General features: G+C 53.6%; 25 protein-coding genes. 16 read left to right on the top strand and 9 right to left on the bottom strand.

Going from position 1 to position 24,957, the window contains the following annotated elements:
• The first annotated feature begins 198 nt into the window (after positions 1–198).
• The 13 genes from PUV54_RS14975 to PUV54_RS14915 are packed head-to-tail and all read left to right on the top strand — an operon-like array spanning position 199 to position 11,758.
• Positions 199–1,065, top strand: a complete 867-nt coding sequence (locus PUV54_RS14975) for a type II secretion system protein N (protein WP_274493099.1) — start codon at positions 199–201, stop codon at positions 1,063–1,065.
• The gene (gene gspD / locus PUV54_RS14970) at positions 1,062–3,083 is read left to right on the top strand and encodes a type II secretion system secretin GspD (protein WP_274493098.1); all 2,022 of its coding nucleotides are present in this window, start codon (positions 1,062–1,064) and stop codon (positions 3,081–3,083) included. Before PUV54_RS14975 ends, gspD begins: the two co-directional genes overlap by 4 nt.
• 16 nt (positions 3,084–3,099) lie before the next feature.
• Positions 3,100–4,605, top strand: a complete 1,506-nt coding sequence (gspE, locus tag PUV54_RS14965; RefSeq protein WP_274493097.1) for a type II secretion system ATPase GspE — start codon at positions 3,100–3,102, stop codon at positions 4,603–4,605.
• Positions 4,592–5,806 carry a type II secretion system inner membrane protein GspF gene (gspF, locus tag PUV54_RS14960; protein ID WP_274493096.1) on the top strand — a complete coding sequence of 405 codons (1,215 nt, stop codon included), beginning with the start codon at positions 4,592–4,594 and terminating at the stop codon, positions 5,804–5,806. Before gspE ends, gspF begins: the two co-directional genes overlap by 14 nt.
• Positions 5,807–5,819: 13 nt before the next feature.
• A complete protein-coding gene (gspG, locus tag PUV54_RS14955) occupies positions 5,820–6,293 on the top strand; it encodes a type II secretion system major pseudopilin GspG (RefSeq protein ID WP_274493094.1) in 474 nt (157 codons plus the stop codon).
• Positions 6,256–6,819 carry a type II secretion system minor pseudopilin GspH gene (gene gspH, locus PUV54_RS14950; RefSeq protein ID WP_274493093.1) on the top strand — a complete coding sequence of 188 codons (564 nt, stop codon included), beginning with the start codon at positions 6,256–6,258 and terminating at the stop codon, positions 6,817–6,819. Before gspG ends, gspH begins: the two co-directional genes overlap by 38 nt.
• Positions 6,809–7,186 carry a type II secretion system minor pseudopilin GspI gene (gspI, locus tag PUV54_RS14945; protein WP_274493092.1) on the top strand — a complete coding sequence of 126 codons (378 nt, stop codon included), beginning with the start codon at positions 6,809–6,811 and terminating at the stop codon, positions 7,184–7,186. The genes gspH and gspI overlap by 11 nt, the downstream gene beginning before the upstream one ends.
• The gene (gene gspJ / locus PUV54_RS14940; RefSeq protein ID WP_274493091.1) at positions 7,183–7,836 is read left to right on the top strand and encodes a type II secretion system minor pseudopilin GspJ; all 654 of its coding nucleotides are present in this window, start codon (positions 7,183–7,185) and stop codon (positions 7,834–7,836) included. The genes gspI and gspJ overlap by 4 nt, the downstream gene beginning before the upstream one ends.
• Entirely contained in the window at positions 7,833–8,819 is a 987-nt protein-coding gene (gene gspK / locus PUV54_RS14935) for a type II secretion system minor pseudopilin GspK (protein WP_274493090.1), read from the top strand. The genes gspJ and gspK overlap by 4 nt, the downstream gene beginning before the upstream one ends.
• Positions 8,816–10,018 (top strand): type II secretion system protein GspL, encoded by a 1,203-nt coding sequence (gene gspL, locus PUV54_RS14930; protein WP_274493089.1) that lies wholly within the window; start codon positions 8,816–8,818, stop codon positions 10,016–10,018. The genes gspK and gspL overlap by 4 nt, the downstream gene beginning before the upstream one ends.
• Positions 10,015–10,482: a type II secretion system protein M gene (locus PUV54_RS14925; RefSeq protein ID WP_274493087.1), complete on the top strand. Its 468-nt coding sequence runs from the start codon at positions 10,015–10,017 to the stop codon at positions 10,480–10,482. Before gspL ends, PUV54_RS14925 begins: the two co-directional genes overlap by 4 nt.
• Positions 10,479–11,258, top strand: a complete 780-nt coding sequence (gene gspN / locus PUV54_RS14920) for a type II secretion system protein N (RefSeq protein WP_274493085.1) — start codon at positions 10,479–10,481, stop codon at positions 11,256–11,258. The genes PUV54_RS14925 and gspN overlap by 4 nt, the downstream gene beginning before the upstream one ends.
• Positions 11,255–11,758: a hypothetical protein gene (locus PUV54_RS14915; protein WP_274493083.1), complete on the top strand. Its 504-nt coding sequence runs from the start codon at positions 11,255–11,257 to the stop codon at positions 11,756–11,758. The genes gspN and PUV54_RS14915 overlap by 4 nt, the downstream gene beginning before the upstream one ends.
• Positions 11,759–11,767: 9 nt before the next feature.
• Here PUV54_RS14915 and PUV54_RS14910 read toward each other — a convergent pair whose 3' ends face one another.
• Positions 11,768–12,553 carry a ZIP family metal transporter gene (locus PUV54_RS14910; protein WP_274493082.1) on the bottom strand — a complete coding sequence of 262 codons (786 nt, stop codon included), beginning with the start codon at positions 12,551–12,553 and terminating at the stop codon, positions 11,768–11,770.
• Between the two features lie 184 nt (positions 12,554–12,737).
• On the opposite strand from PUV54_RS14910, the gene PUV54_RS14905 reads away from it, so the two are divergent.
• On the top strand, positions 12,738–13,757 hold the full coding sequence (locus PUV54_RS14905) for a cation diffusion facilitator family transporter (RefSeq protein ID WP_274493081.1): 1,020 nt from the start codon (positions 12,738–12,740) through the stop codon (positions 13,755–13,757).
• Here the strand turns inward: PUV54_RS14905 and PUV54_RS14900 are convergent.
• The 8 genes from PUV54_RS14900 to PUV54_RS14865 form a co-directional block, all read right to left on the bottom strand.
• Positions 13,754–15,088 (bottom strand): putative O-glycosylation ligase, exosortase A system-associated, encoded by a 1,335-nt coding sequence (locus PUV54_RS14900; protein ID WP_274493079.1) that lies wholly within the window; start codon positions 15,086–15,088, stop codon positions 13,754–13,756. The two genes, PUV54_RS14905 and PUV54_RS14900, sit on opposite strands and share 4 nt — an antisense overlap.
• A 91-nt stretch (positions 15,089–15,179) precedes the next feature.
• Positions 15,180–16,181, bottom strand: a complete 1,002-nt coding sequence (locus PUV54_RS14895; protein WP_274493078.1) for a P1 family peptidase — start codon at positions 16,179–16,181, stop codon at positions 15,180–15,182.
• Positions 16,174–17,784, bottom strand: a complete 1,611-nt coding sequence (locus PUV54_RS14890) for a dipeptide ABC transporter ATP-binding protein (RefSeq protein WP_274493077.1) — start codon at positions 17,782–17,784, stop codon at positions 16,174–16,176. Before PUV54_RS14890 ends, PUV54_RS14895 begins: the two co-directional genes overlap by 8 nt.
• On the bottom strand, positions 17,781–18,626 hold the full coding sequence (locus PUV54_RS14885) for an ABC transporter permease (protein WP_274493076.1): 846 nt from the start codon (positions 18,624–18,626) through the stop codon (positions 17,781–17,783). Before PUV54_RS14885 ends, PUV54_RS14890 begins: the two co-directional genes overlap by 4 nt.
• Entirely contained in the window at positions 18,623–21,187 is a 2,565-nt protein-coding gene (locus PUV54_RS14880) for an ABC transporter substrate-binding protein (protein ID WP_274493075.1), read from the bottom strand. The genes PUV54_RS14885 and PUV54_RS14880 overlap by 4 nt, the downstream gene beginning before the upstream one ends.
• Positions 21,188–21,196: 9 nt before the next feature.
• Complete coding sequence (gene hemF / locus PUV54_RS14875) at positions 21,197–22,069, bottom strand: oxygen-dependent coproporphyrinogen oxidase (RefSeq protein WP_274493073.1); 873 nt, start codon at positions 22,067–22,069, stop codon at positions 21,197–21,199.
• Between the two features lie 6 nt (positions 22,070–22,075).
• The gene (locus PUV54_RS14870; protein ID WP_274493072.1) at positions 22,076–22,447 is read right to left on the bottom strand and encodes a hypothetical protein; all 372 of its coding nucleotides are present in this window, start codon (positions 22,445–22,447) and stop codon (positions 22,076–22,078) included.
• Positions 22,448–22,449: 2 nt separating this feature from the next.
• Positions 22,450–22,896, bottom strand: a complete 447-nt coding sequence (locus PUV54_RS14865) for a tRNA (cytidine(34)-2'-O)-methyltransferase (protein WP_274493071.1) — start codon at positions 22,894–22,896, stop codon at positions 22,450–22,452.
• A 154-nt stretch (positions 22,897–23,050) separates the two neighbouring features.
• Here PUV54_RS14865 and petA point away from each other — a divergent pair, with 154 nt between their 5' ends.
• Positions 23,051–23,647: a ubiquinol-cytochrome c reductase iron-sulfur subunit gene (petA, locus tag PUV54_RS14860; protein WP_274493070.1), complete on the top strand. Its 597-nt coding sequence runs from the start codon at positions 23,051–23,053 to the stop codon at positions 23,645–23,647.
• Between the two features lie 14 nt (positions 23,648–23,661).
• Complete coding sequence (locus PUV54_RS14855; RefSeq protein WP_274493069.1) at positions 23,662–24,954, top strand: cytochrome b; 1,293 nt, start codon at positions 23,662–23,664, stop codon at positions 24,952–24,954.
• Positions 24,955–24,957 lie beyond the last annotated feature (3 nt).

Here is a 24,957-nt window from a genome sequence, read left to right as displayed (position 1 = left end):
CTTCGTACGGTTGCCTCGCCTCAGGCAAATGCAAAAAATCCTAAGGATTTCAGTGCGTTTGCGCAAAATTTTGGAATGAAATTTGTATGCAGCCGTCCTATTCTATAGGCGGCTGCATATCGTTTTGATAAGGCTTTTCGTTTACTACAGCGCGGATGGATTAATCATTCCATGCAAATGGTGGCAAGGCGGCAGAAGTTGGTTGAGTTGGAACTGTCAGGAATGGCTGCAAAGGCGAAAGGCGTTCTGGAGGGCAGAACGGCTCCGCTCGTTGGTGAAGCTGTGCTCGCCATTTTACTTGGCGCCCTGTTAGCCATGACAGCCTGGAAAATTTTCGCGCCTTTGCCATTGCCGCAGGGCGATGCAATCGCATCCATAGCGCCAGTTGGTTCTGGTTCACAAACCGCCATGAGTGTCAAAAGTCCGTTTCCCAAGGCCGAGGAAGCAGCAATGCAGACAGAGGACATCGCCCCCGATGTCGCTGAAACAGCATTGGATCTTACGCTTACCGGAGTATGGCCGGCGGCTGACAAGCCATCCGCCATCATTCGCCGTCCCGACGGACAACAGGAAAGATTCACCCTTGGCGATACGATTGTCCGTGGCGTGTCGCTGATCGCTGTCTATTCCGACCAGGTCATTATCGAGCAGAATGGCGTCCGGGAGTCCTTGCGTTTCGAAAGCAAGGCCCGTGTGACCCAGCCTGAGAACGAGAACCGCTCAGAACCACCGAAACCTGAATCGCAGCCAACCTCCGGTTCGGGCGCGGTTTCGATCCAAAACCTGCAGACAGCGATTAATCTCCGCCCAACCAGGAGTGAGGATGGCGAATTAGTGATCGCCATTTACGCAGGTAATGATCAGCAGGTATTTGACAGGACCGGCTTTCAAGATGGTGACGTCTTGAAATCCATAAACGGCGCTCCCGCGCCGACTGATCCGCGAGCGTTAGCGAGTTTAATGAACGACATCACCCAGTCGGGTAATGCAACAATTACAGTTGAGCGAGGCGGGGAAACAAAAACCGTATCGCTATCACTGTCTGGGTTAGGAAATGAGCGATGAGTAAATTACGGAACTTGCTGCTTGGCGCCGGGATGGCTGCAATTGTGCTTGGCGCTGGAGAAGAAGCGAAGGCGCAGGAAAATTGCGGCGCAGCGCTCAATTACGAAGAAGCTGATATTCGCGCCGTAATCGATGAAATCGCTATCCGCACGGGGCGTACTTTTCTACTGGATCCGACGGTGCAGGGAAGGGTAACTGTCAAGTCGCCTCCCAATGGCGGGCTTTGTGCGGACGAAGCCTGGGAACTGTTCCAGGCGATGTTGAGGGTCAACGATTTTGTTGCGACGCCGGCAGGTGATGGAAAATACCGGATCGTTCCATTGCAAGAGGCTGCTCGCGCAGCAGGCCAGGTTGGCGAGGGACGCGGGTCCGATTTCGTTACACAGATCGTTCGTTTGAATTATGTCGATGCTCGTGAGGCGGCGGCGAATCTTGCACAAATCGTCGGCCAGAATGGCGTCGTGAGCCCCGTGCGAACCGGTAACTCGATTATCGTTGTCGATACGGCGGATAATGTCGCCAGGATCCAGCAGGTGCTGCGCCAATTGGATCGAGACTCCACGATTTTTCGCACGATTTCTCTGGAACACGCCAGCGCATCAGACATTGCACGGCTGGTGAGAGACCTTGGCGCAGAGTTATCGGAAGAAGGGAACGGGCGGCCCTCCGCGTTTAGTGTCGTGCCCGTTGACGCCAGCAATTCTCTGTTGATCCGTGCGGAACCGACATTGATGCGACGGCTCGAAATGGTGATTGCGGAACTTGATCGCTACGGCGAAGAGTCGTCGGACCTTACGGTCGTTTATCTTAAACATGCGAGCGCTGAAGAGCTCGCCCCGCTTCTTACTGAAGTCGCCAATAACGCTGCGCCGGCAGGGCAGGGCGAAGTACAGGCGACGCGCAATCGCGCTACTGTATCATTTCATGGCCCTACTAACGCCGTCATCATTAACGGTGACGCCAATATCCAGCGTACGCTGCAAAACGTCATTGAAAAGCTGGATGTTCGCCGTCCGCAAGTGTTGGTTGAGGCTATCATCGTCGAAATTTCCGATACGGCTGCGCGCGCTCTGGGCGTGCAGTATTTTTTAACCGGCGATAAGATTCCGTTCTCGGCAACAAATTGGTCGGGGGCTCCCAATATCTTTCCTGCTGCAGGAGCTGCGTTATTGGAAGGCAGCAGGTTCAATAATGTATTTGAAACAACATCCACAGTTGTCGTTGATGATGGCGTTACGACGAACTCCACAACAGAAGGGTTGCAATCGCAGCTAGCAACACAGGCGCTGCAATCTCTGTTGGGCGTTCAAGGGTTGTTAGTAGGGGGCGGCTTTGAATTTGGCGAAGGCAACTTTTTTGGCGGCATTCTGACAGCGCTAAAGAACGATTCAGATTCAAACGTTCTTTCAACGCCATCTGTGCTAACCTTAAACAACCAGACCGCACGCTTGCAGGTTGGGCAGGAAATTCCGATCACGACGGGCGAAGCGATTGGCGACAATTTTCAGAACGCATTTCGCACAATTAATCGCGAACAAGTCGGGGTTATCCTGGAGGTTACGCCGCAAATAAATGACGGCGATACGGTGACGATGGAAATCGTGCAGGAAATTTCCTCGATTGTCGGACCGATTAGCTCGACATCGACAGACCTTATTACAAACAAGCGCGAGATAACGACGACGGCGCTCGTCGACAATGGCGAGATTCTCGTCATAGGGGGATTGATCGATGACCAAACCGAAGAGCGGCAAGAAAAAGTGCCGCTGCTTGGCGATATTCCTGGTGTCGGTAACTTGTTCAGGTCTTCATCGCGGGAGCGGCGCCGTCAAAATCTGATGGTTTTTATCAGGCCGACGATTATTCGCGATCAGGCAACGGCGAATTCGGCAACCAAGCGCAAGATGGATTATATGCGCGCCAGAGAACTGTTAAGAAGCGGCCAGCCAGTATCAGAAATCGAGCGCCTGATTGATGACGTCACCGGCGCGGCCGAACCGCAAGCGCAGCCGCAATAGATCGAATTGCTAACTCATGAGTGAAACGGCGGAAATCAAGACCACCAAACTTGCCTATGCTTTCGCCAAGGAGCGTGGCTTACTTGTGCTCGATGGAGAAGCAAGGCCGGTTGTGCTTGGCGCGCGCGGAGAGCCCGATCCATGGGCGCTTGTTGAGGCGCGCCGCGCCGTCGGGTCGCCGATAACAGTCGATAACATGCCAGCGGATGTGTTTGAACGCCGTTTGTCCGAAGTCTACTCGGTTGAAGGCATCTCCACTTCGGATCTAAATCTTGATGATGATGAAGGCGACCTTGCATCGCTTGCTGAAGGCCTGCCCAAAACGGCGGATTTGTTAGACAGCGAAAATGATGCCCCTGTCATACGTTTGATCAATGCGCTGATAGCCGAAGCCGTTAAAGTCAAAGCCTCCGACATTCATATAGAACCTTATGAAAATGCGCTTTCTGTTCGGTTGCGGATTGATGGCGTTTTGCGGGAGGTGTTGTCGCTGCCAGCGAAAATGACGCCCGTGTTGACTTCACGCGTGAAAGTCATGGCGCGGCTCGACATTGCGGAGCGTCGCGTACCGCAGGACGGGCGAATTTCGATTGCACTGGGTGGTAAAGCCGTGGATGTGCGCGTATCGACACTGCCTGCGCGTTTTGGCGAACGCGTTGTCATGCGGATCCTTGATAAGGATGAAGCCAGGCTCGATCTCGATGGTCTGGGCATGCCGAGCGAAATACTCTCCCGGTTCAAGCAGGTCCTGAACCGCCCCAATGGCGTTATTCTGGTCACCGGGCCAACCGGGTCTGGTAAGACCACTTCGCTTTACGGCGCACTAACGCTGCTGAACGATCCAAGCCGGAATATTCTGACTGTCGAGGATCCGGTGGAATACGCCCTTGAAGGCGTTGGTCAGACGCAAATCAATCCGAAGGTCGGCATGACCTTCGCCACCGGCCTTCGCGCTATACTCCGTCAAGATCCTGACATTGTCATGGTCGGTGAAATCAGGGACGTAGAGACAGCAGAAATCGCAGTGCAGGCTTCGCTTACCGGTCATCTTGTTCTTTCGACCGTGCATACGAATTCCGCTGTTGGCGCCATCACCCGGTTACGTGACATGGGTGTTGAACCTTTCCTCTTGTCATCCACCGTAGCCGCCGTCATGGCGCAGCGTCTCGTGCGGCGGTTATGTCCATCCTGTAAACAGCCTTACGATGCTGATGATGCTGCGAGGCGGCTGATGAATGCGCAAACAGGCATGCCGCTGACGCTATACAGCCCGAAAGGTTGCGGCCGTTGCAATCACACAGGATACGAAGGACGTATCGGCGTTTATGAGTTGATTGTCGTTGATGACAAAATGAAACGCCTCATTCATGACGATGCGAGCGAACATGAAATTTCCGACTACGCATTCAAGAAATCGGATACGCTTGCCATGTCGGGATTTCGTCACGCGCTGGCGGGTGTAACCTCGTTGGAGGAAGTTTTGCGTGTCGTCCATCAGGAGGATGACGATGCCGGCGTTTGAGTATGAAGCGCTGGATATGGGCGGGAAAACCCGCCGGGGCATGCTGTCCGCAGATAGTCAGCGCCAGGCAAGGCACGAGCTTCGCCGGTTAAATCTCACGCCAGTGAAACTTTCGACGCCGCGCGCCGAAAGATCAGGACAGGCGATCGGTGGAAAAGCGCCGCGAATTAAAGCCTCGCAATTGGTTGTCATAACGCGGCAACTATCCGCTCTGGTCGGCGCCGGCACGCCGCTGGAAGAAGCGCTCAACGCTGTCGCCATGCAAGCGGAAGCGGGACCGGCGCGTACGCGTCTTCTTTCTGTAAGGGAGAGAGTAATGGAAGGCTGGCGTTTCGCGGATGCGCTGGCCGAGGATCCAAAGTCCTTTCCGTCGCTCTATCGCGCCGTTATTGCGGCTGGTGAAACATCTGGCGATTTGTCCGGTGTTCTCGATCGTCTCGCGACGATGCTCGAGAAAAACAGAGCGATCAAGAATAAAGCTGTCGCCTCTTTGATTTACCCCATCGCCCTGGCGTTCATCGCCGCGGGTGTCGTCACGGCGCTGATGATCTTCGTTGTGCCGAAAATTATCGCTCAGTTTAATGCATTTGGTGAAGAACTGCCGTTTCTTACCAGGGTCGTCGTCGGGATTTCTGACTGGGTTGTGAACTTTGGGCTCTATGCCTTAATTGCGGCCATCATCCTAAGCATCGCCGCATGGCGTGCTTTAAAGGAACCTCCGATAAAGCTCGCCTTCGATAAGTTTGTTCTTCGGGTTCCTGTTCTTGGAACGCTTATGCGGGCGGTGGACGGCGCCCGTTTCGCACGAACCTTGGCGACGCTGTTTTCAGGCGGCGCGCCGCTCCTGGACAGCCTAGTCGGCGCCCAGCGCACGGTATCGAACAGCTTTATTCGCGAGCGGCTGAACAAGACAGTCACCATGGTCGGCGAGGGGGTCTCGCTCGCGGCGGCGCTAAAAAGGGCGAATGCCCTGCCGCCTATGCTTGTTCACATGGTCGCAGCGGGTGAAAGGGCAGGCGCTCTATCCGAACTCCTGGACAAGGCGGCTCTCCAGTTGGAGGAAGAATTTGACACAGCCTCAACGATCGCGTTGAGACTGCTCGAGCCAGCGATTATAGTCGGCATGGGCGGCGCGGTACTCGTAATAGTGCTGTCAATATTGTTGCCGATCCTGCGATTGAACGCGCTGGCGGCTGGCTGAGATGGAGGACTTCATGAAAGTGTTATCGATGCTGAAGCAGGCGAGAAAACGCCGCCGTCAACGCGGCATCACGTTGGTCGAGCTTCTTGTCGTTCTCGCCATTCTGGCGCTTATTTCAGCCATTGTTGTGATTAATGTGCTACCTGCGCGGGACCAGGCGGCGATGGACAAAGCAAAAATTGATATCGGGGTGATTGAAACCGCACTCGATCAGTACCGATTGGATATGTTGAATTATCCAACGACACAGCAAGGCCTAAGCGCGCTATCAACGGCGCCGGCTGATGCGCGAAATGCGTCTCGCTATCGCCCCGGCGGTTATTTGCGCGGCGGTGCGCCGCTGGATCCATGGGGCAATCCTTATCAGTATCGTATCCCGGGTGATCGGGGCGGCGCGTATGACCTGTTCTCCTACGGCGCCGACGGTGAACCCGGAGGAGAAGGGTTGAATGCTGACATCGGCAATTGGACCGAAGACGAGCTGTAGCGATACAGCCTTCAGGCGGAACAGATCGCGAGGTCTGACACTCGTTGAGTTGCTCGTTGTTCTGGCAATCATCGCAATGGCCGCCAGCGTAGTTGTGTTAAACGCGCCGCCGCCCGCACGCGCAGTTGACGACGCCAGTGAAAAGCTTGCAGCGCGCATCGACTTTGCTGCTGCATACTCGGTTACAGCAGGTGTGACGCTTGGGTTGGAGTACTCCGAAAGCGGCTACCGCTTTTTGACGTATCGCCGCGGCGAGTGGTCGGAGTTAACCGATCCCGAATTCGCCGCGCAAAGCTTCCCGGCTGATATTGCGGTCGCTTTTGCTGAGGAAGCGCCCGCCAAGAAAAATGAACGTGATGAACAGCGTGAAGAGGACGAGGATAAACCGAACCCGGCCATTCGGTTTACGCCGACCGGAGAGACAACGCCGCTTGAAGTCCGGTTTCAGTCGGCCCGGGGCAGCGCGATAGTAGTACTGGACAATGTTGGCAAGGTGCGCATCTCGAAGGACAAAAATGACGGTTAGCATGCGCCATAAACAGCAAGGCGTAACCTTGGTCGAAACGCTGGTCGCGCTGGCGGTGATGGGGTTTGTAGTTGCTGGCCTTCTGGTTCTTATCGGCCAGAACACGCGCTTTGCGTCTTCAATGGAAGAACGGACTTATGCTTCAATTGCCGCCGATAATCTAATGGTGGAAGCGTTAACGCTTTCAAACGCGCGTGAAATTGGTGAAACCGACGGCCAGACTATTGTCGGAGATCGAACCTGGAATTTCCGGCGCATCGTCTCTGAAACGCCCATTGAGAACGTCGTCCGCATTGATATCGAAATCACGCCGCCCGATGGCGAACAGGTGCTGGCGTTCACGACCAGTCTGCGGAGAGTTGAATGAGAGCCCGGCGTCAAAAGGGCATGACGTTGCCGGAGGTGCTCATTGCCTTGCTGGTCTTTGCGGCGATTGCCTCAACCAGCGTCTATGCGCTTCGTCTTGGCGTTGATTCACGCGATCAGCTTGAAGACGCCGACAATCGCTTAAAAGGGTTCCAGCTCGCACGCACCCTCATCAAGGAGGATCTGGCGCAAGTAGTCAATCGTCCGGTTCGTGACGAGTTTGGCCAGACGCAGTCAGCGTCTTTCCTGGGCAATCTTGTCAGTTACGGTGGGCGCGTTGAGGACGATGAAAAACTGTTGATTTCGTTTGTTAGAAATGGCTGGGTGAACCCTAACGCCGAAGCGCCGCGCAGTTCGCTCCAATACATAGAATATGTTTTAAAAGGTGGGGCACTCATCCGCAGGGCGCGTATTTACCTTGATGAGTATGCTCAATCCGATGACATCGAACGCATATTGTTTGAAGGACTGGATGATGCCCGCGCTTCGTTTCTGATCGGCGAGCAGCAAGGCGAGTTGGCATGGGCGGATATCTGGCCGGTTTCAGGGGCCGCCGCGCCGCCGCTTGCGGTGTCAATTACATTCGAAGAGAGAGATCAGGTGCCGCTTGAACAGTATTTCTGGCTCGGCGAAATTGGCGGCGAAGTATGATAGACCGCAAGCAACAAAAAGGCGCTGCTCTGCTGATTGTCTTGCTTCTTGTGGCGACGCTTTCTTTCGTAGCGCTAGCAAGCCTTGAACATACGTCATTGGCGTCGGTTCGCGCCGCTAATGTTCAGGCTCGAGGAGAAGCGATTTGGCGAGGGTTTGCCGCTGAGGCGCTGGCGCGCTCCGCAATCGAGAGAGCTTATGCCGCAAACAGCGGAAAACTGTCGCTTGATGATCCGTGGGCAACGCAACCCCTGGAAATCCCCTTTGATGATGGCGGTGTGCGAATATTTTTCGCTGATGCTTCGCTCTGTTATAACGTCAATAGCCTCGCGTCCCTGCCGCCGGTAGTTCCGTCTGATCAACCGCCACAGGAATTAGCGGAATTCATTCGTCTTGCGGTTAATCTTGGCATCAACGAATTCGAGGCGATGGCGCTTGCGGACGCAATAACGGATTGGGTGGACGAAGATAGCAATCGCCGTCCGCAGGGTGCGGAAGACGAATATTACACGACCCTTCCTTCGCCCTACCGCACTGGAAATCGTTTTATGGCGTCCGTAACAGAACTGCGGGCTGTAAAAGGGTTTACGCGGAACCTTTACGCGACACTTAAACCATATCTGTGCGCGCGAAATGATTCCGTCTCGGGCCCCATGAATATCAACATGGCGACAGAACGGCATGCCCCCTTGTTGGCGGCTGTTTTCGGCGACGGCGTAGCGGTGCAGTTGGCGCGAGAAATCATCGCCTCCCGCCCGGTCGGCGGATATGAGACAGCCGAGGCTTTCCTCGCGAGCCCGCAGGTAAAGGCCTTGCAAAGCGGTGAACAGGCAGGAGAAAGATTTGACGTGCGGTCAGCTTATCTGCAGGCGCGTGCAGAGATTGTTTATGATACTGCGTTAGTTGAGATAACAACGGATTTCGCCATAGGCGATAATGGCGAAACGAGTGTGATTGCGCGCCGTATCGGAGCGGAAGAGTGAACGAAACCTTAATTCTCATTTTAGGGCATTCGCCTGACGAGAGCGTCAAATGGGCCTTTCTCGACAATGGCGAAGTCCGTCTGGCGGATAAGGCTGAAAATGTCGCCGCGCTTGCCCTAATTGCAGATCGGGCGCGAACGGCCCGGCAGATCGCAGCCGTAGTGACAGGGGAGTCAGCCGCCATGCGCGCCATGCCGGCGCCGCCGCGAGCCGCCGGGCAATTTCGGGCCGCCGCCGGGTTCCTGCTTGAAGATGAACTGGCCGAACCTATGGCGGGCATCCACCACACGGTCAGCCGCAATGAAAATGGGGCAGGGCAGGTTTTCGCTATCAAGCGCTCAGTGTTGGATAGTTGGCGCAATGCTTTTAGCGAGATGGGCTTTTCACCAGATGTGTTCGCACCTGATTTTTCATTACTGCCAGCCGCTCTCGAGCGGGCGGTTATTTTAGACTCACCGGAAAGGGTGCTGGGATGCATAGGGTTGCAAGGGTTTGCGCTTGAGTATCCGATGGCGGAAAATGTTGTTGTTTCGCTCCTTTCTGACTCATCCATCAAAGAAATAATCATCTATGGCGATCGGACCATAGCCGTTGCAAACAGTGAGGAAGTCTCTGTCGATTGGCGCGGGCCAGTAACGGACGATGTGCTTTTTCGGCTCTACGGCACTGCCTTGCATGGCAAATCCATCCCAAACCTTTTGCAGGGCGAGTATCGAAAGAAGAGGGATTGGACTGCCGCAGCAGGCAGATGGCGCCGGGCAGGCATGCTGGCGGCGGCGTCATTGGCGACGATTGCTTTTTTCTCACTTGCAGATGGTATGCGTTCATTGCGGCTGGCAGATCGCCTGGAGGATAGAACGCTGGACTTGCATGCAACGGCTTTTCCAGACGCCGTCGACGCCGATCCGCGCTCACATGCGCGCGCTATTCTGGCCTCTGGTGGTGGTGCGCCGGTTTTCCTGCCGATTTCTACACACATTGCGGAGTCGCTTGAAGAGATCGAAGGCGTGCAAATCGATAGAGTACGGTACAATGCAGCGCGCGGTGAATATTCAATCAACTTGCGTGTCGCAGATGTGCAGCGTCTTGAAGAATTCAAGCGCGCGTTGCAGGGAAGGGGGGTCGCCGCAATAGAAGCTGGCGGGTTTAGGCGGTCAGGCGGTTTTTTCCTGGGTGAGATGAGGGTGAGCCTGTCATGAGTTTATGGTGGACTGGCATTTCTTCAAGAGAACGGATGCTGATCTTCGTCGCTGGCGCATTGGCGGCTTTCCTCATTGTTTCTCTTTTGATTATCAGACCGGTGATCACTTGGAACGAAGAGGCGAACAGTAAGGCTGAAAGAGCTCGTGACGGGTATGAGCTGACCGCGACTGCGGCGGCAGTATCCGGTTCATCGTCGCCCGCGGCGACGAACAGCGCAGCGCCGCTTCGCCAGGCCGTTATTTCAACCGCTGATCAGGCTGGGATCGATCTCGTCAGAATCGGATCGGTGACAGAATCGCAAATTGAGATTCAAGCTGCGCCGGCTAACGCCGAAGCAATGTTCGCCTGGTTTGCAGAACTTGAAAGCCGCTACGGCATCTCTGTGACCTTTGCGGACATGACCCGTGGTGAAGCCGGGCTAATAAACGCGCAAGTTCTTGTTTTCGAGAGACGGATATGACCGTCAAAAGCAATCATGAGCTTATCTCTCGTTTGTGGATTTTACTAGGCGTGCTGTCGTTTCTCGTAACAGTGCTTAGTCAGATTCCAGCGAGCGTTTTTGCAATGTTCGTAGATGAAGATCGGACTGGTCTGGCATACTCGAATGTAACCGGGACAATCTGGAACGGCGCTATTGAACGATTATCGATCAACGGTGTTTTGATTGGCCAAGTTAATTTCAAAATGTCGCCAATCTCAATAGCGATGCTGTCTCCTCGCGTTAGGCTTTCAGCGCGGGACGGAGCAGTTCTTGGCAAGGGTGCAGTTTCAGTAGGCTTTGGTTCACGCGTTTCTTTTTCTGACGTACATGCGCAAATCGATTTGAACGCCGTGGCGCCGACAGGAATTTTGGGGCGGCCGGCTCAAGGCATCGCGGAAGTTTCCATTGATCGCCTGACTTTTTCTCAACGACACGGTTGTCAGAATGCGCAAGGTTCCGTGTGGACGAATGTTCTGAACGCGCCAGCGCGGCGCTATGAATTGCCGGACCTGCCGTTATCGGGGGATATGCAGTGCGAAGAACAAGCGCTCTTAGTTGCTGTTTCTGGAAACAATGATCGTGCAGGAGTAGATTTATTAGTTCGTGTGCAGCCAGATCTAACTTACGAGGTGTCTGCGGTTGCACGGCCAAGCGAAGCAGAGCTCGCGTCCGCGCTGCGCCTTTTTGGATTTGAAGGCGATGCGGATACAATGACCTACGGAGCTGCGGGCGTATTCAAAGGACCCGGAACATGAGCGTATTGAAACCCTTGATCCTGCTAATCTTGTTCTTTGTCACCGGCTGTGCGGCATTCGAAAAGTCACCCAATACTGCGGTGGCGGATTTATCAAATAATTCAGTCAGCTTTTCCAACACCGAAGACCGGTTGTCAGGGCTAGGTCCGATACAAAACGCTGCGTTGCCGGAAAAAAAATGCGGCATGGTGTTGTGGACCCTTGAGGGAACAAGGCCATCGGCAATATTTCGATTCGTTTCAGGCGAGCAGGCGGAAATAAACTTGGCAGGCCAAAATGTCCTCCTAGAACGAGTGGATTTCAGTGGCGCCAGCGGGTTCGGGGTCTACGAACAACAAACCTTTCGGTCGCATGAAGGCATTGAGATTGAAATCTCTGCAAGGTTTGGGTTGGATTTTGCAAATGGGGCTTATCTGGAACGCGGTTTGATCAAGCTTAATGATCAAGAAGGCTGGAGCATGGTTGCGCCGACAGCGGGAATTGCTGGTTGTCGCACTTAAATCATTACATTAATGAACGCCGCTAAGCCGCTCTAAAACGATTGCCGCTGTTCCAACAATGACGCCCAAGGAAGCAATATCATACCCTCGTTTGTTTGGCGTCTTGGCTGCGTGAGGCCCTAAATGGACAATGAGCACATAGATAAGAGCGCCAGCAGCGGTGCCTAACATTGCGCCAATGGGTAGGCCGTCGAACACGGCAATAATGATATTCGCAACCACTGCGCCACTAATCGTCGTTACCGCAGCGGCAATGAATGCAAGGACAAGCGAACGTAGCTTGCCGATACCTGCTTGCGAGAGTAACGCAAATGCGATCACGCCTTCCGGGAACTCATGAAACAAGAGGCCGCCCGTGGCCATCCATCCCGTAAAAGCTTCTTCCTGAAACGATGCGGCGTATATACCGCCGTCGAGGAAAGAGTGAACCGCCAAGGCAATGATGGAAGCGTAACCGAAGGTGAGGGCGGCGCCGTCTGGGCGTCGGTCAACCGCAGTCTGCACCGCGATGCCGACCAGCACCATGAACATAAAGCCAGCCGCTACCCAGCTCAGTGCGAGCTTGGAAAGACTCAATGCTTCCGGGATCAGATGAAAGAGGACGCCGACGCTTAGCAAGCCGACGGCGAAAGCTGAGCATATAGCGCCGTTGCGTTGCGCCCAGCCACTGAACATCGACATCGTGAAGATGCCGATCGTACTAATGGCAGCTGCCACAATGCTGGCCATCAGGCCAAAATAGATAAAATCCGCCCCAGACAACCCGCAGGCCCCTTCCTGCCGCGTAATACGCACGCCGCCATCACTATAAATGGTATCGGAAAAAGAATAGCAATGAAAATGTTATCACGTCACTTTTTTTGCGCCTCGAAGTCAAAGCAACAGGGTAATTTGTTGAAATTCCTGTGAAAGGAACAGATATCGCCTTGCTCTTGATTACGCCGTCAGACTAAGGTTTGCGCGCTTTGTACCGTCCATTATGGAATTCGGCGCTTTTGGCGAGGGTATGGTTAACTGTAATCATCAGGATCATCATCAAACTCACAGCAAAGCCACCAGCCGTCTGCTGGCGGCTTTTGCCGTTATTTCCATATTCATGGTGGTCGAGGTGGTCGGTGGGATCATTGCTGGCTCCTTAGCGCTGCTAGCAGATGCAACTCACATGCTTACTGACGCGGCGGCGCTGGCGCTTGCTGCAAGTGCACAATTTTTTGCGGCGCGTCCTGCCGATTCCCGGCTTCATTTTGGATACAGGCGGGCCCAGGTACTGGCAGCCTTTGTCAACGGTATATTGCTCGCTGTTCTGCTCTGCTGGATTGTATACGAAGCAATTCGCCGCTTTATGCAGCCGATCTCGGTCGATTCAGGTCTGATGTTATGGATCGCAGCAGCCGGTCTGCTCGCCAACGCCATCGCATTTTTTATCTTGCACAGGCGTGGCGAAGAAAACCTGAATGTCCGAGGGGCGCTCTTGCATGTGATGAGTGATCTGCTCGGTTCGGTAGCAGCGATCATTGCAGCAATCGTCATCATCACTACAGGTTGGATGGCGATTGACCCGCTCTTATCTATAGCAGTAGCCGTGTTAATTGGCTTTTCTGCATTTCGACTTGTACGTGAAACAGGGTTTATTCTGCTTGAAGGCGCTCCATCTGCAATTGATGTTGAGAAATTGAAGGAGGGGCTTAAGTTATCTTCCGATAAAATCGTCGATGTTCATCGGGTGCAGATTTCGCAGATCACACCCGAGCAATTGCGTTTAACCTTGCACGCATGCGTTAAAGAATCTGAAGATGCAGCCGAGGCTCTTAAAGAAGCCAAGATGTTCCTGGAGCAAGAATACAATATCAAGCAGTCCACAATTCAGGTTGAAATCGGCGGCAAGTGCCCTGACATCGGCGACGGCGCGAAAAAGTTCGAAGTCCACGAGAATCAGACTGAAGTGAAACCGAATCTCACCGCTAACGGGGGCGCTGCGGCTTTCGCCGCCTCTGACTAAGTAGTTTCGGGACTATCGTTCAATATTTTTTGCAAACGCTTCCGGCCACGCCAATTTCGACCTCTGGCGGTGGCGAGGGCAAACCCTGTTGGTTTATTTTCTGCCGTCGTCATGTTGGTTAACGCGGCGATCAGGGCAATGACGATCAGATAGCCATCCCACATTTCCATGGAAGTCGACGCACCGCCAACAGCAAACACCACGAGTGACATTTGCGCGTAGTATGCAAACCGCCATTTCCAGGGCTCAAGGCTGTGCTTACTTCGCGACAAAGAGATTCCCCAGGTTGAAAAGAATGCGGACGCGAATATGCTCAGATAGATGATGAGGCCTATAAAACCCGAGCCGCCAAGGATCTCGAAGTAGATGCTGTGTGCGGCTTTCGCCGTTTCGGCGCGATCAATATCGACCGATTGTGCAACCTCCTTTTGATAAGAATTGCGAAGCCCTGCACCGGTTGCAGGATGGGCCTGCGCCAGTTTCCAGTTTATGACCCAGGCATCGACGCGACCCATAAAGGAATCATCTTGTGTCGCCTCGCCAATCGTCATCATGCGTTCAGACCATTTGCCTGGCATGAATGCGATCGTTGGCGCCAAAAGCAACAAAAGCCCTGCCAGAATTGTGAATTTGTGTTTTGCGCGCATCCAGAAAAACCCGCCAAAAAACACAAGCGCTATAAACGCTCCGCGTGAGTGAGTGCCGACAATAGCGATGATTGACAGACAAAAAAGCGCCAGAAGCCCGCGTTTAATCCATGGATTTGCCGCTTCGGCACGCAAATATAATATGAGCGGCAGAATAGATGCGACCGCGATACCGAAGTGATTATTGTCTTCAAGTACGGTGTTCTCCAGGCCCTGTACGCGATACTGCCCGAGCGTCGCCATGGTGAACGCAGCGCCTTTGGCGGCGAAAAAACCAATCGAAGCTACAACAGTCCAAACGAGCGCGTTGAACCGCAATTTTCCTGACGCCATCTGCGCGCAAAGAATGATGAACAACAGCGTCTTGATAAACCGGTCGAAGTAGGGCGCGGAGTTTGCTGCATCGAGGGAGAATATCTGGGCTATTGTTAACCAGCCTGCAAAAAGGATGATCAGGCTGGTAATCAGGTTAAACCTGAACTTCGTAACTTCGCCGGATATGATATATGAGGCAATGGTGACGCCAGCGATGATGACATTGAGCGGGATGCCGTAAACGCCGAATGCGGCCTGATGCGGCGTCATTAAGGTAAACCAGGCCCATGTCAGGAGTCCCGCGAATGGACGCCGCAAGGCAATGACAAGGCATGCCGCTGTGAATGTGAGCAGAATTGCGTCGCGCATATCTCGTTCGCCAAATCAAAGCGGGACGGGCCGCCCTGCGGTTAAACATATATACAAGGAACAGGCCGGTTTTGACGAATAGGCTCAAAAGTTAACGTTGCGCTTCGTAAACTCCGCGCGCTATGGCGCGAGCAAGGCAATCTGCTCCGGCGGCGCCAATCCGGGCGACCGCACCATGACGCAAGGGCGAAGGTTCATGCGGAAGCTCTTTCTCCGCTGTCGCGACTGAAAATACGATATCGCCGTCAAAAGCAGTATGCGCAGGACGAATAGCGCGGGCGATACCGTCATGAGCCATCATCGCCACGCGTTTAGCCTCAACACTTGTAAGATCGGCGTTTACCCCAATGATTGCGATGGTCGTATTTGCACCGGCTCGTGCCCAGCCAAGTCGTGAATGCGCGGGGAACGGGTCAACGCTGTCACCTGATGGCGGCGGCTTTCGACCTCCAAACTCACCATTTAGTTCCCATGGCCATGCGTAAAACGTTTTTCCATCGGACATGACGACAGAACCTACAGGGTTAACCGCTACAAGCGCGCCAACGATAACGCCATTTTCAAGCGTGATTGAGGCGGAGCCGATTCCGCCTTTCAAAGTCCCCGCCATGGCTCCACAGCCAGCACCGACAGCACCAATATTGAAATCCACCTTGGCAGCTTTTGCTGCTTCTGCACCTAGGGTGCGGTAGGGCGGTGTATTACCCCAATTTTTATCGCCGTCATTATTGAGATCGTGCAGCACCGCCGCCGGGACGATGGGAATAGCGGGACCTTTGTCCCCTAACTTCAACCCCACATTATCGTAAGACAAAACGGCAGTGACGCCATCCGCCGCCGCCAGACCGAATACCGATCCGCCCGTTAAGACAATTGCGTCAGTGCGGCCGACAAGGTTTTCCGGCGAGAGAACATCTGTTTCACGCGTACCCGGCGCGCCGCCGCGAATATCAACTGCGCTGACGAAACTGTCAGTACAACGAAGCACGGTTACACCGGTTTGAGCTTTTTCGTCCGTGGCGTTCCCTACTGTAAGGTGAGAGATATCGGTAATCAGGTTTTTGGAGCCTGGTTGCAGTTTTGGTTCAGACATATTCTTCTCCGCTACCAGTATCACGCCACTTTATTGCTGGGGCTGCTTCAATCAGGGCTTTAGTGTAAGGCTCTCGAGGCGCTTCGAATATAGCACGGGTTTGCCCTGTTTCGATAATCCGTCCGGCGCGCATGATCATCACTCGATCGGCTATGTCGCGGATAACGGATAAATCATGCGTGATCAGCAATAAGGAAACACCGCGTTCCTCAGATAATTTTTCAAGCAAAGCGAGGATGCGATTGCGCGATACGACGTCCAGTGCGGATGTCGCTTCGTCGAGAACTATAATATCAGGTTCTGTCGCTAAAGCGCGTGCTGTGGCAATGCGTTGCCGCTGGCCGCCGGAGAATTGATGCGGGTATTTGTCAGCGTCGTTTTCAGAAAGTCCGACGCTTTGGAGAAGCGCGCAAACACGTGACCGTTTTTCATACGCGCTAAGTTTCTGGTCGTGAAGATGAAAAGGTTCGGCGATGATATCGATAATATGTTGTCGCGGATTGAAGCTCGAATAAGGGTCTTGAAATACAATCTGAATTTTGCGTCGCAAGCGCCGCATAGCTGCAGCGTCCTTAGTTGGAAATTTCTCTTTTGCTAAAGCAATGCCCCCATCGGCCAAAGGAACAAGGCCCAATAACGCTTGCGCCAATGTCGATTTTCCGCATCCCGATTCTCCGACGAGCCCAAGGTTTTCACCTTTCTTCAGCTCAAATGAAACGTTCTCTACAGCGCGAAATTTTGTCGGCCTCGATAACAAGGAATGCGGCCTTTGTGCATATTCGCAAATAATGTTTTGGGTAGAAAGAACTGTTTCTTCACATAACTTTCGTTTATTGCGAACAACCCGTGCGGGAAGATATTCGCGAGATCTTGAATCAGCTTCACGGCTATAGAAGCGATCTGCATGGCCATAGTCGATAATTGAACCGTCTTTAATAACAGCGATGTTGTCAGCGATATTGGAAACTACCGCGAGATCATGCGTGATCAACAACAGCGCCATACCTTCGACTTTGGCAAGATGGCGCAAGAGATCTAAAATATGTGCCTGAGTTGTCACATCGAGCGCAGTCGTGGGCTCGTCGGCGATCAACACTTTCGGTTTCATGGCGATGGCCATTGCGATAACCGCGCGCTGGCGCTGTCCGCCGGAAAGCTGATGCGGAAACCGGTCGTGAGGAATGATATTCGGGTCTAGGCCAACGCGAGTTAGCGTATTGCGCGCTTTGTTATAGGCATCCTCTCGAGATGTATTCTCATGCGTGAGAAAAACTTCCGCCACCTGCGCGGCAATAGTATGTAAGGGATTGAGCGCCGTCATCGGCTCCTGAAAGACCATGCCAACCTTAGCGCCCCGCACAGCGCAAAGCGACTTCTGATCCATCTTTAATAAGTCAACGTCATCAAGTTTGATGGCTCCGGAAATATGCGCGTCGCCAGGAGCGAGCCCCATTATAGCAAGCGCTGTCATGGATTTACCGGAACCGGAACGACCGATAAGCGCCGTGACCTCACCGGACTGCAGAGTTAAGCTAACATCTTCTAGAACACGCCTTCCACCGAGTTGCAGCGACAGATTTTCAATTGCCAAGACGCAGCTCATAGTCGTCGCATCCTCTCATGAGGATTCAATCGTCTTCGCATTGCATCGCCTGACAGGTTTAACCCAAATACAAACAGAAAAATTGCAAGCCCGGGAAAGATAGCAAGCCATGGCGCGAAGCTGACCATAGTTTGACTTTCTGCAAGCATTCGCCCCCAACTCGGAGTTGGTGGTTGAACCCCAAGGCCAACATAGGAAAGACCAGCCTCGGCGAGTACGGCAAGGGAAAACTGCACGGTTGCTTGAACGATCAAGGCCGGCGCGATGTTCGGTAAAACATGTTCAAATGAAATCCGCCATTTATTTTTGCCTGCTGTTTTAGCGCTCATGATGTACCCATGAGTCCAAATCGGCAATGCGGCGCCGCGCGCAACCCGTGCGAACACGGGGATATTAAAAACTCCGATAGCGATAATGGCGTTCATAGCTCCGGGCCCATAGACCGCTGCTATGAGAATAGCGAGAACAAGGGCCGGGAATGCAAAAACGATATCGCTTAATCGCATGACAGCATCTTCTGCGACGCCACGCGCGCCTGAAGCGAGCAGACCTAACGGTGCGCCAATTAGCATGCCAATACCGACAGCAAAAAAAGCGACCATGATCGACATGCGCGCACCAACCATTATCATGGAGAATACATCGCGGCCCAAATGGTTGGTTCCAAACAAGTGTTGAAGTGAAGGCGGCGTAAAGCGGTCCGATGTCTCAATGTGAGAGACATCATAGGGTGTCCAAAAAAATGAAAGAAGGGCAGCAGCTGTAAAGGCGCCAACGATGACGAGCCCAGCAATAGAGGCTGTGCCTAAGCTATCGTATGGCTGCGGCGAGGTCCGTTTCAAGACCTTGCTCCTTGTCGGCGCAGGCGCGGGTCAACAATGGCGTAAGCAAGATCGATAAGGAACGCGACGATCACAACAGAAAATACTAGCACCAAGACAATACTTTCAACGACAATCAAATCTCTTTGCGCAATGCTTTGAAATACAAGTCTGCCAATACCGGGAAGGTAAAACACATTCTCGATGATGACGCTGCCCGCGAGCAGAAAGGAAAATTGAAGACCGAGGATCGTTAGCACCGGAATCATTGCGTTGCGCATGGCGTGTTTTCGTAACACGGTCTCATTGTTCAAACCTTTGGCGCGCGCCGTGCGAATATAATCTTCACGCAGTGTTTCAATAGTTGCTGAACGCATAATCTGGGTCAGGATGGCTGCTTGAGGTAAAGCGAGCGCGATTGCGGGAAGTAAAAGTGCCTTCATGGCTGGTAAAAAGCCAGCATCCCACCCAGGAAAGCCGCCAGCGGAAAACCATTGCAACGTAACGGCAAAAAACAGCACAAGCAGGATCGCGAGCCAGAAATTCGGAATAGCTACGCCTGCCTGCGCCGCGCCGAAGATCGCTTTGCCAGAAAGCTTTTTCCGTAATGATGCGGCGAAGAGACCAGCCGGCAAGCCGATGACCGTCGAAATTGCGAAGGCGAATAATGCAAGCGGTAACGAAACCCATATCCGTTCCGCGAGTAGTTCAGTCACTGGGATGCGATAGGTATAGCTGATGCCAAAATCGCCGGTAATTATACCGCCAATCCAACTGACATAACGTATTGGCAGCGGCTTATCCAAGCCGAGCTCTGATTTTAAAGCAGCGAGTGCTGCCGGGTCGGCGTTTAGCCCCATCATGAATGAGGCGGGATCACCCGGAGCGACTTCAATCAAAAGAAAGATGAAAAGCGAAGCGAGAAACAACGTGCCGATCATGGAAAAAATACGAGCAGCCAGAAAAGCCGGGCTTGCCCGCGCATAGACGGCGACGATAACAAATGTGGTGACGGCAAAAACAAATAACGGCCAAAGTGGAAGAGAAGCTTTTGTGGAATTTTGCGTAGTCAGCGGAGGCCTTCCGATAACATCGGCTTTGGTCAGGTCATTTGCCTGCAAAGGCGCGTTCGCCCATACATGTTCAACATTTTTGGACCACACGGCAATCTTTGGTGTGGATGCGATGAATACATTGACAGCATCATCGGCAAGAATTTGTTGCGCCTTTTTGAAAAGCGCATCGCGTTGAGCTTTATTTGCCGCTCCGCGTAGTTTGGTGATTGTCGAGTTAAAGTCGTCATTCTTGTACTGAAAATAATAATTGTCCCGAGCATAAATATCGATGTCGAGAGGTTCGGTATGCGAAACGATGGTGAGGTCATAATTTTTGTTGGAAAACACCTGATCGAGCCATTGAGCCCATTCCATATTTCGGATGGTTACATTTAGGCCGACAGCTTCCAATTGCGCCGCGATGACTTCACCGCCGCGTCGGGCATACGCCGGCGGCGGAAGTGTGAGGGTGACGTTAAGTCCATTTGAGAAACCAGCTTCCCTCAACAAGCGTTTTGCTTCGTCTGGATCGTAAAGATAGCGGCCCGACAGATCGATATAAGATGGGTGGTGCGGTGGAAAGTGACTGCCAATGGGCGTTCCATAGCCGAACAGCCCGGCGTCAATAACCGCTTGCTTGTCGATAGCGTAAGTCAGTGCTCGGCGAACGCGTATGTCGTTGAAGGGCGCCTTGCCATTATTGATAGCGAGGATCATCTCCCCTTCGCCTGTGCCGGTGATGATCTTGAACCGGTCATCGCGTTCAATAAGCCCTAAGTTTTCCGCGGCGGGATAATTTGGAAAACCATCGACATCCCCCGCCATCAGTGAGGCGAAAGCGGCTGTCGGGTCAGGGATGAAAATAAAATTTATCTGATCTAGGGGTGTGTGCGCGCCCCAGTAATTTGCGTTCCTGTTGAGTGTGACGGATGCGCCCTTTCGCCATCGCTGGAACTTGTAAGGACCAGTGCCAATCGGATTGGATGCGTTATTAGCCGCGCTTTCCGGAGCGACGATAACGGCGTCGCCCCAGCCGAGATAGACAGGCAACGCGCCAAGAGGTTCTTTCAAGGTAATACGGACTGCATTAGTGGCGATAGCCTCAACTTTATCGACTTGTTCAAAGATCGGCCGCTGAGCGTTTGTCGATGATGGCGCCTTCGCTCTGTTTAGCGAAAAGACAACGTCATTGGCATCGAAAGCGGTACCATCGTGGAAAGTAACATTTTCGCGGAGCATGAACTCATAAACGAGGCCGTTGCCTGAAATGGTCCAGTCAGTCGCCAAGTGTGGTGAAACCGACCCGTCTTCATTGATGCGCGTTAGTCCCTCGAACACATTCACGTAGACAATCTCGTCAATGGCTGCTGCCGCACCGCTGGTCGGATCGAGATTGGGAGGTTCAAGCTGCACGCCTACATTGATGGCGCCGGCAGCAAGCGCCGACATTGATACACTGAAGACCGAGATGGCGAGCGCGAACAAGCCAGTTAAGATTCTTCTAGTGACTTCTGAAGCGAAACGCATCCAGCTTCCTTACGGCCACTTCGCTTCGGGCGGGAGTGAGGAAAGAATCGAATTCACATTGCCGCCGGTTTTTAGGCCGAATGTTGTGCCGCGATCATAAAGCAGGTTGAACTCGGCGTAACGTCCGCGCTGAATCAACTGCTTTTCACGGTCGTCGTCCGACCATGGCTGATCCCTGCGTTTGGCGACGAGTTTAGGGTAAATATCGAGAAACGCCTTGCCGACGTCCTGCGTGAAGTTGAAGTCTTTCTCCCAATCGCCTGTGTTGTGGCGATCATAGAAGATACCGCCGACGCCGCGCGGTTCATTGCGGTGAGGCAGCCAGAAATATTCGTCACACCATTTCTTGAACTTTGAAAAGTAAGATTGGTCATGAGCAGCGCATGCGGCTTGCATGGCGGTAAGAAAGGCGAGGGTGTCTTCATGGGTTTCGGAGCGGTAGTCTGGATGCATGGGGTTGAGATCGCCACCGCCGCCGAACCACCATTTTGTCGTGACAATCATTCGCGTGTTCATGTGCGCTGCCGGCACATGCGGATTGCGCGGATGCGCGATCAGGGAAATGCCAGACGCCCAAAAACGCGGGTCTTCTTCAGCGCCGGGAATCTGATTCCGGAATTCTTCGGAAAACTCTCCGTAAACGGTCGATGTATGGATTCCGGCTTTTTCGAAAACGCGTCCGTGGAGCATGCCCATAACGCCGCCGCCTTCGTCCTTCGAGCCATCGCCGCGCCGCCACGGTGTTTTCTCAAAGCGCCCTGCGGGCATTCCATCGTAAAGCGGGCCGGCGGCGTCCTCAATATGTTCGAACGCAGCGCATAAATCGTCGCGCAGTTTCTCGAACCACGATTTTGCCTTCGTTTTTTGCGCTTCAGCATTCATTCGGCGTCATTCATCTTCTTTGGATTCTATCAAATCGAAAAAGGAAGCATCATTGCCGTCAAAGATTCCCAGCGCGTAGGCGGTAATAGACCAGACTGTTAGATAACCGAGCGTCATGTAAACGCCATTCATCAATCGACGATCTGCGAACAAAAGCGCTGCCGCCATTTCGAAAACCCCAACCATTGAAATAAAAAACCCAATGAACCCGCCAAATTTTACCGCCCCCCAAATCTGAGACGGGGCTGTGTTTCCGTTCAAAATGGAAATAATCGCGCCAATAACGGCGCACCCCAGTATGATTATTCCCGGGACAGCCAGGCCGCGCACATAAGATTTAAACGGTTCTATCGGCGGCTTTTCTTTTTCTTTGGTCATGACTAGCCCCACCCAATTTGCCGTCGCGCCTCGGCGAGCGCCACGGCCGCTGCCACATGAACATTGAGGGAGCGCGCGCCGGGCGCCAAGGGAATCCTGAGGCGGGCATGGGCGGCGCTATGAATCTCGTCCGGCGCGCCGGCGCTTTCCCGTCCCATGAGCAGGGTATCGTCCTGCCTGAATTCAAACTCCCAGATCGAATGTTTCGCAGCCGTCGTCAGCAGAATGAGCCGCGCAGCGCCTAGAGTATCCAGAAACGACGCCCAACCCGCATGAGCCCTGGGGGAGGCGCCATTGCCGTAGTCCATAGCCACCCGTCGGACCTCGCGCGCATTCAAGGGAAACCCGCAAGGCTCGATCACATCGAGCGCCGCACCGAAGCATGCGGCGGCGCGAATCGCCGCGCCTACATTCTGGGGGATATCCGGCTGATACAGGGCCAAGCGCATGGGGCTGTTTTTACACAGTTTTCGATAGATGTCCCGCCCATCCAGCGACGCTAGGCCGCAGCGCTTCGCCGCCTAGACTTTGTACATAGAACATGACAAACAGCCCCGCGATTCTTCTCGTTTAGGGCGCAATTTCCAAGGGCGAAGACCAGCCATGACCACATCAGACGTGACGGAAGACGGCGAACCGACCCGCCGTGATTTTATTCATATCTTTGGCGCAGCGACTGCCGCCGCCGGCGCTGGCGCCGTGCTCTGGCCGCTGGTGCACCAGATGAACCCTGACGCTTCGGTTCTGGCGCTTTCCACAAAAGAAGTGGACCTCACCGCCGTGCCGGCGGGCCAAGCCATCAAGGTTATGTGGCAGGGCAAGCCGGTCTTTATCCGGCACCGAACGGCTGAGGAAATCGGCGAGGCTGAGGCAACGCCGCTGTCGGCTCTGAAAGACCCGGTTGCGCGAAACGCGAACCTGTCGGGGAGCGCCGATGCGACCGACGCTAATCTTACCACCGGGGCAAGCGGCGAAGCAAAACCTGAATGGCTGATCTTGGTGGGCGTTTGCACACACCTCGGCTGTATTCCGCTTGGAACGACCGCTGGTGAGAACCGCGGTGAATACAACGGCTGGTTCTGCCCGTGTCACGGATCGCACTACGATCTTGCTGGCCGTATCCGGAAAGGACCGGCGCCGCAGAACCTCGATGTTCCACCGTATGAGTTCATCACCGACACCGTCGTCAAGATTGGTTAGGAGTAGAAGAACAAATGAGCCATCCTTCTAATTACAATCCGTCCACCGGCATCGAAAAATGGTTGGACAAGCGGCTGCCGATCGTTCGGTTTGGCGCCGATTTCATGGACTTTCCGACGCCGAAGAACCTGAATTACTGGTGGACGTTCGGTGCGATCCTGGCCGTGTGTCTCGTCATCCAGATTATCACTGGGATCGTGCTCGCCATGCACTATACGCCGCACACGGATCTGGCGTTCGCCAGTGTCGAACATATCATGCGCGATGTGAATTACGGCTGGTTGATGCGTTACATTCACGCTAACGGCGCGTCCATGTTCTTTCTTGCTGTCTATATCCACATGTTCCGTGGTCTTTATTACGGCTCCTATAAAGAGCCACGTGAAGTTGTCTGGATGCTGGGCGTTGTGATTTTCCTTCTGATGATGGCGACAGCGTTCATGGGTTACGTTTTGCCATGGGGGCAGATGTCCTATTGGGGTGCGACGGTTATCACAAACCTGTTCTCGGCGATCCCGCTGATCGGCGAGGATATCCGGACACTGTTATGGGGCGGTTTTTCCGTTGATAACCCGACGCTGAACCGTTTCTTCTCGTTGCACTATTTGTTGCCGTTCGCGATCTTCGGTGTTGTGGCGCTGCACATCTGGGCTTTCCACACGAGTGGAAACAACAACCCGTCAGGTGTTGAGATCAAAGACGTTAAGAAAGACGCTGTGCCTTTCCATCCCTATTATACGGTGAAAGACGGTTTTGCGATTGTCGTCTTCCTTATCCTGTTCGCGATGTTTGTCTTTTTTAATCCGAGCGGTCTTGGTCACCCGGATAACTATATTGAGGCAAACCCGCTTTCGACGCCTGCGTCGATCGTACCCGAATGGTACTTCCTGCCGTTCTACGCGATCCTGCGCGCTGTCACTTTCGACATCGGCCCGATCTCGTCGAAACTCGGCGGCGTCATCGCTATGTTCTCCTCGATCCTGATCTTGTTTGTCTTGCCGTGGCTCGACACGTCGAAGGTGCGCTCCATGCGTTATCGTCCAGTGGCGCGTATGTGGTTCTTCTTGTTTGTGATCGCATGTATCGCTCTTGGCTACCTTGGCGGCAAGCCAGCGGAAGGCAGCTATGTGATGTTCGCACAGATCGCTACCGCTTATTATTTCGGGTTCTTCCTGATCATTCTGCCCTTGCTCGGAATTCTCGAAACGCCCAAACCGCTGCCTAAATCGATCGCCGAGTCGGTGCTGAAAAAATCATCGAAAGCTGAAACTTCTGAAGCGCCTGGCGCTGTTGCGCCGGCGGAGTAAGAC

Origin of the sequence: Hyphococcus flavus (genome assembly GCF_028748065.1) — a bacterium.
Lineage (GTDB): Bacteria > Pseudomonadota > Alphaproteobacteria > Caulobacterales > Parvularculaceae > Hyphococcus > Hyphococcus flavus.
This window is presented reverse-complemented; position numbering and strand designations above follow the sequence as displayed.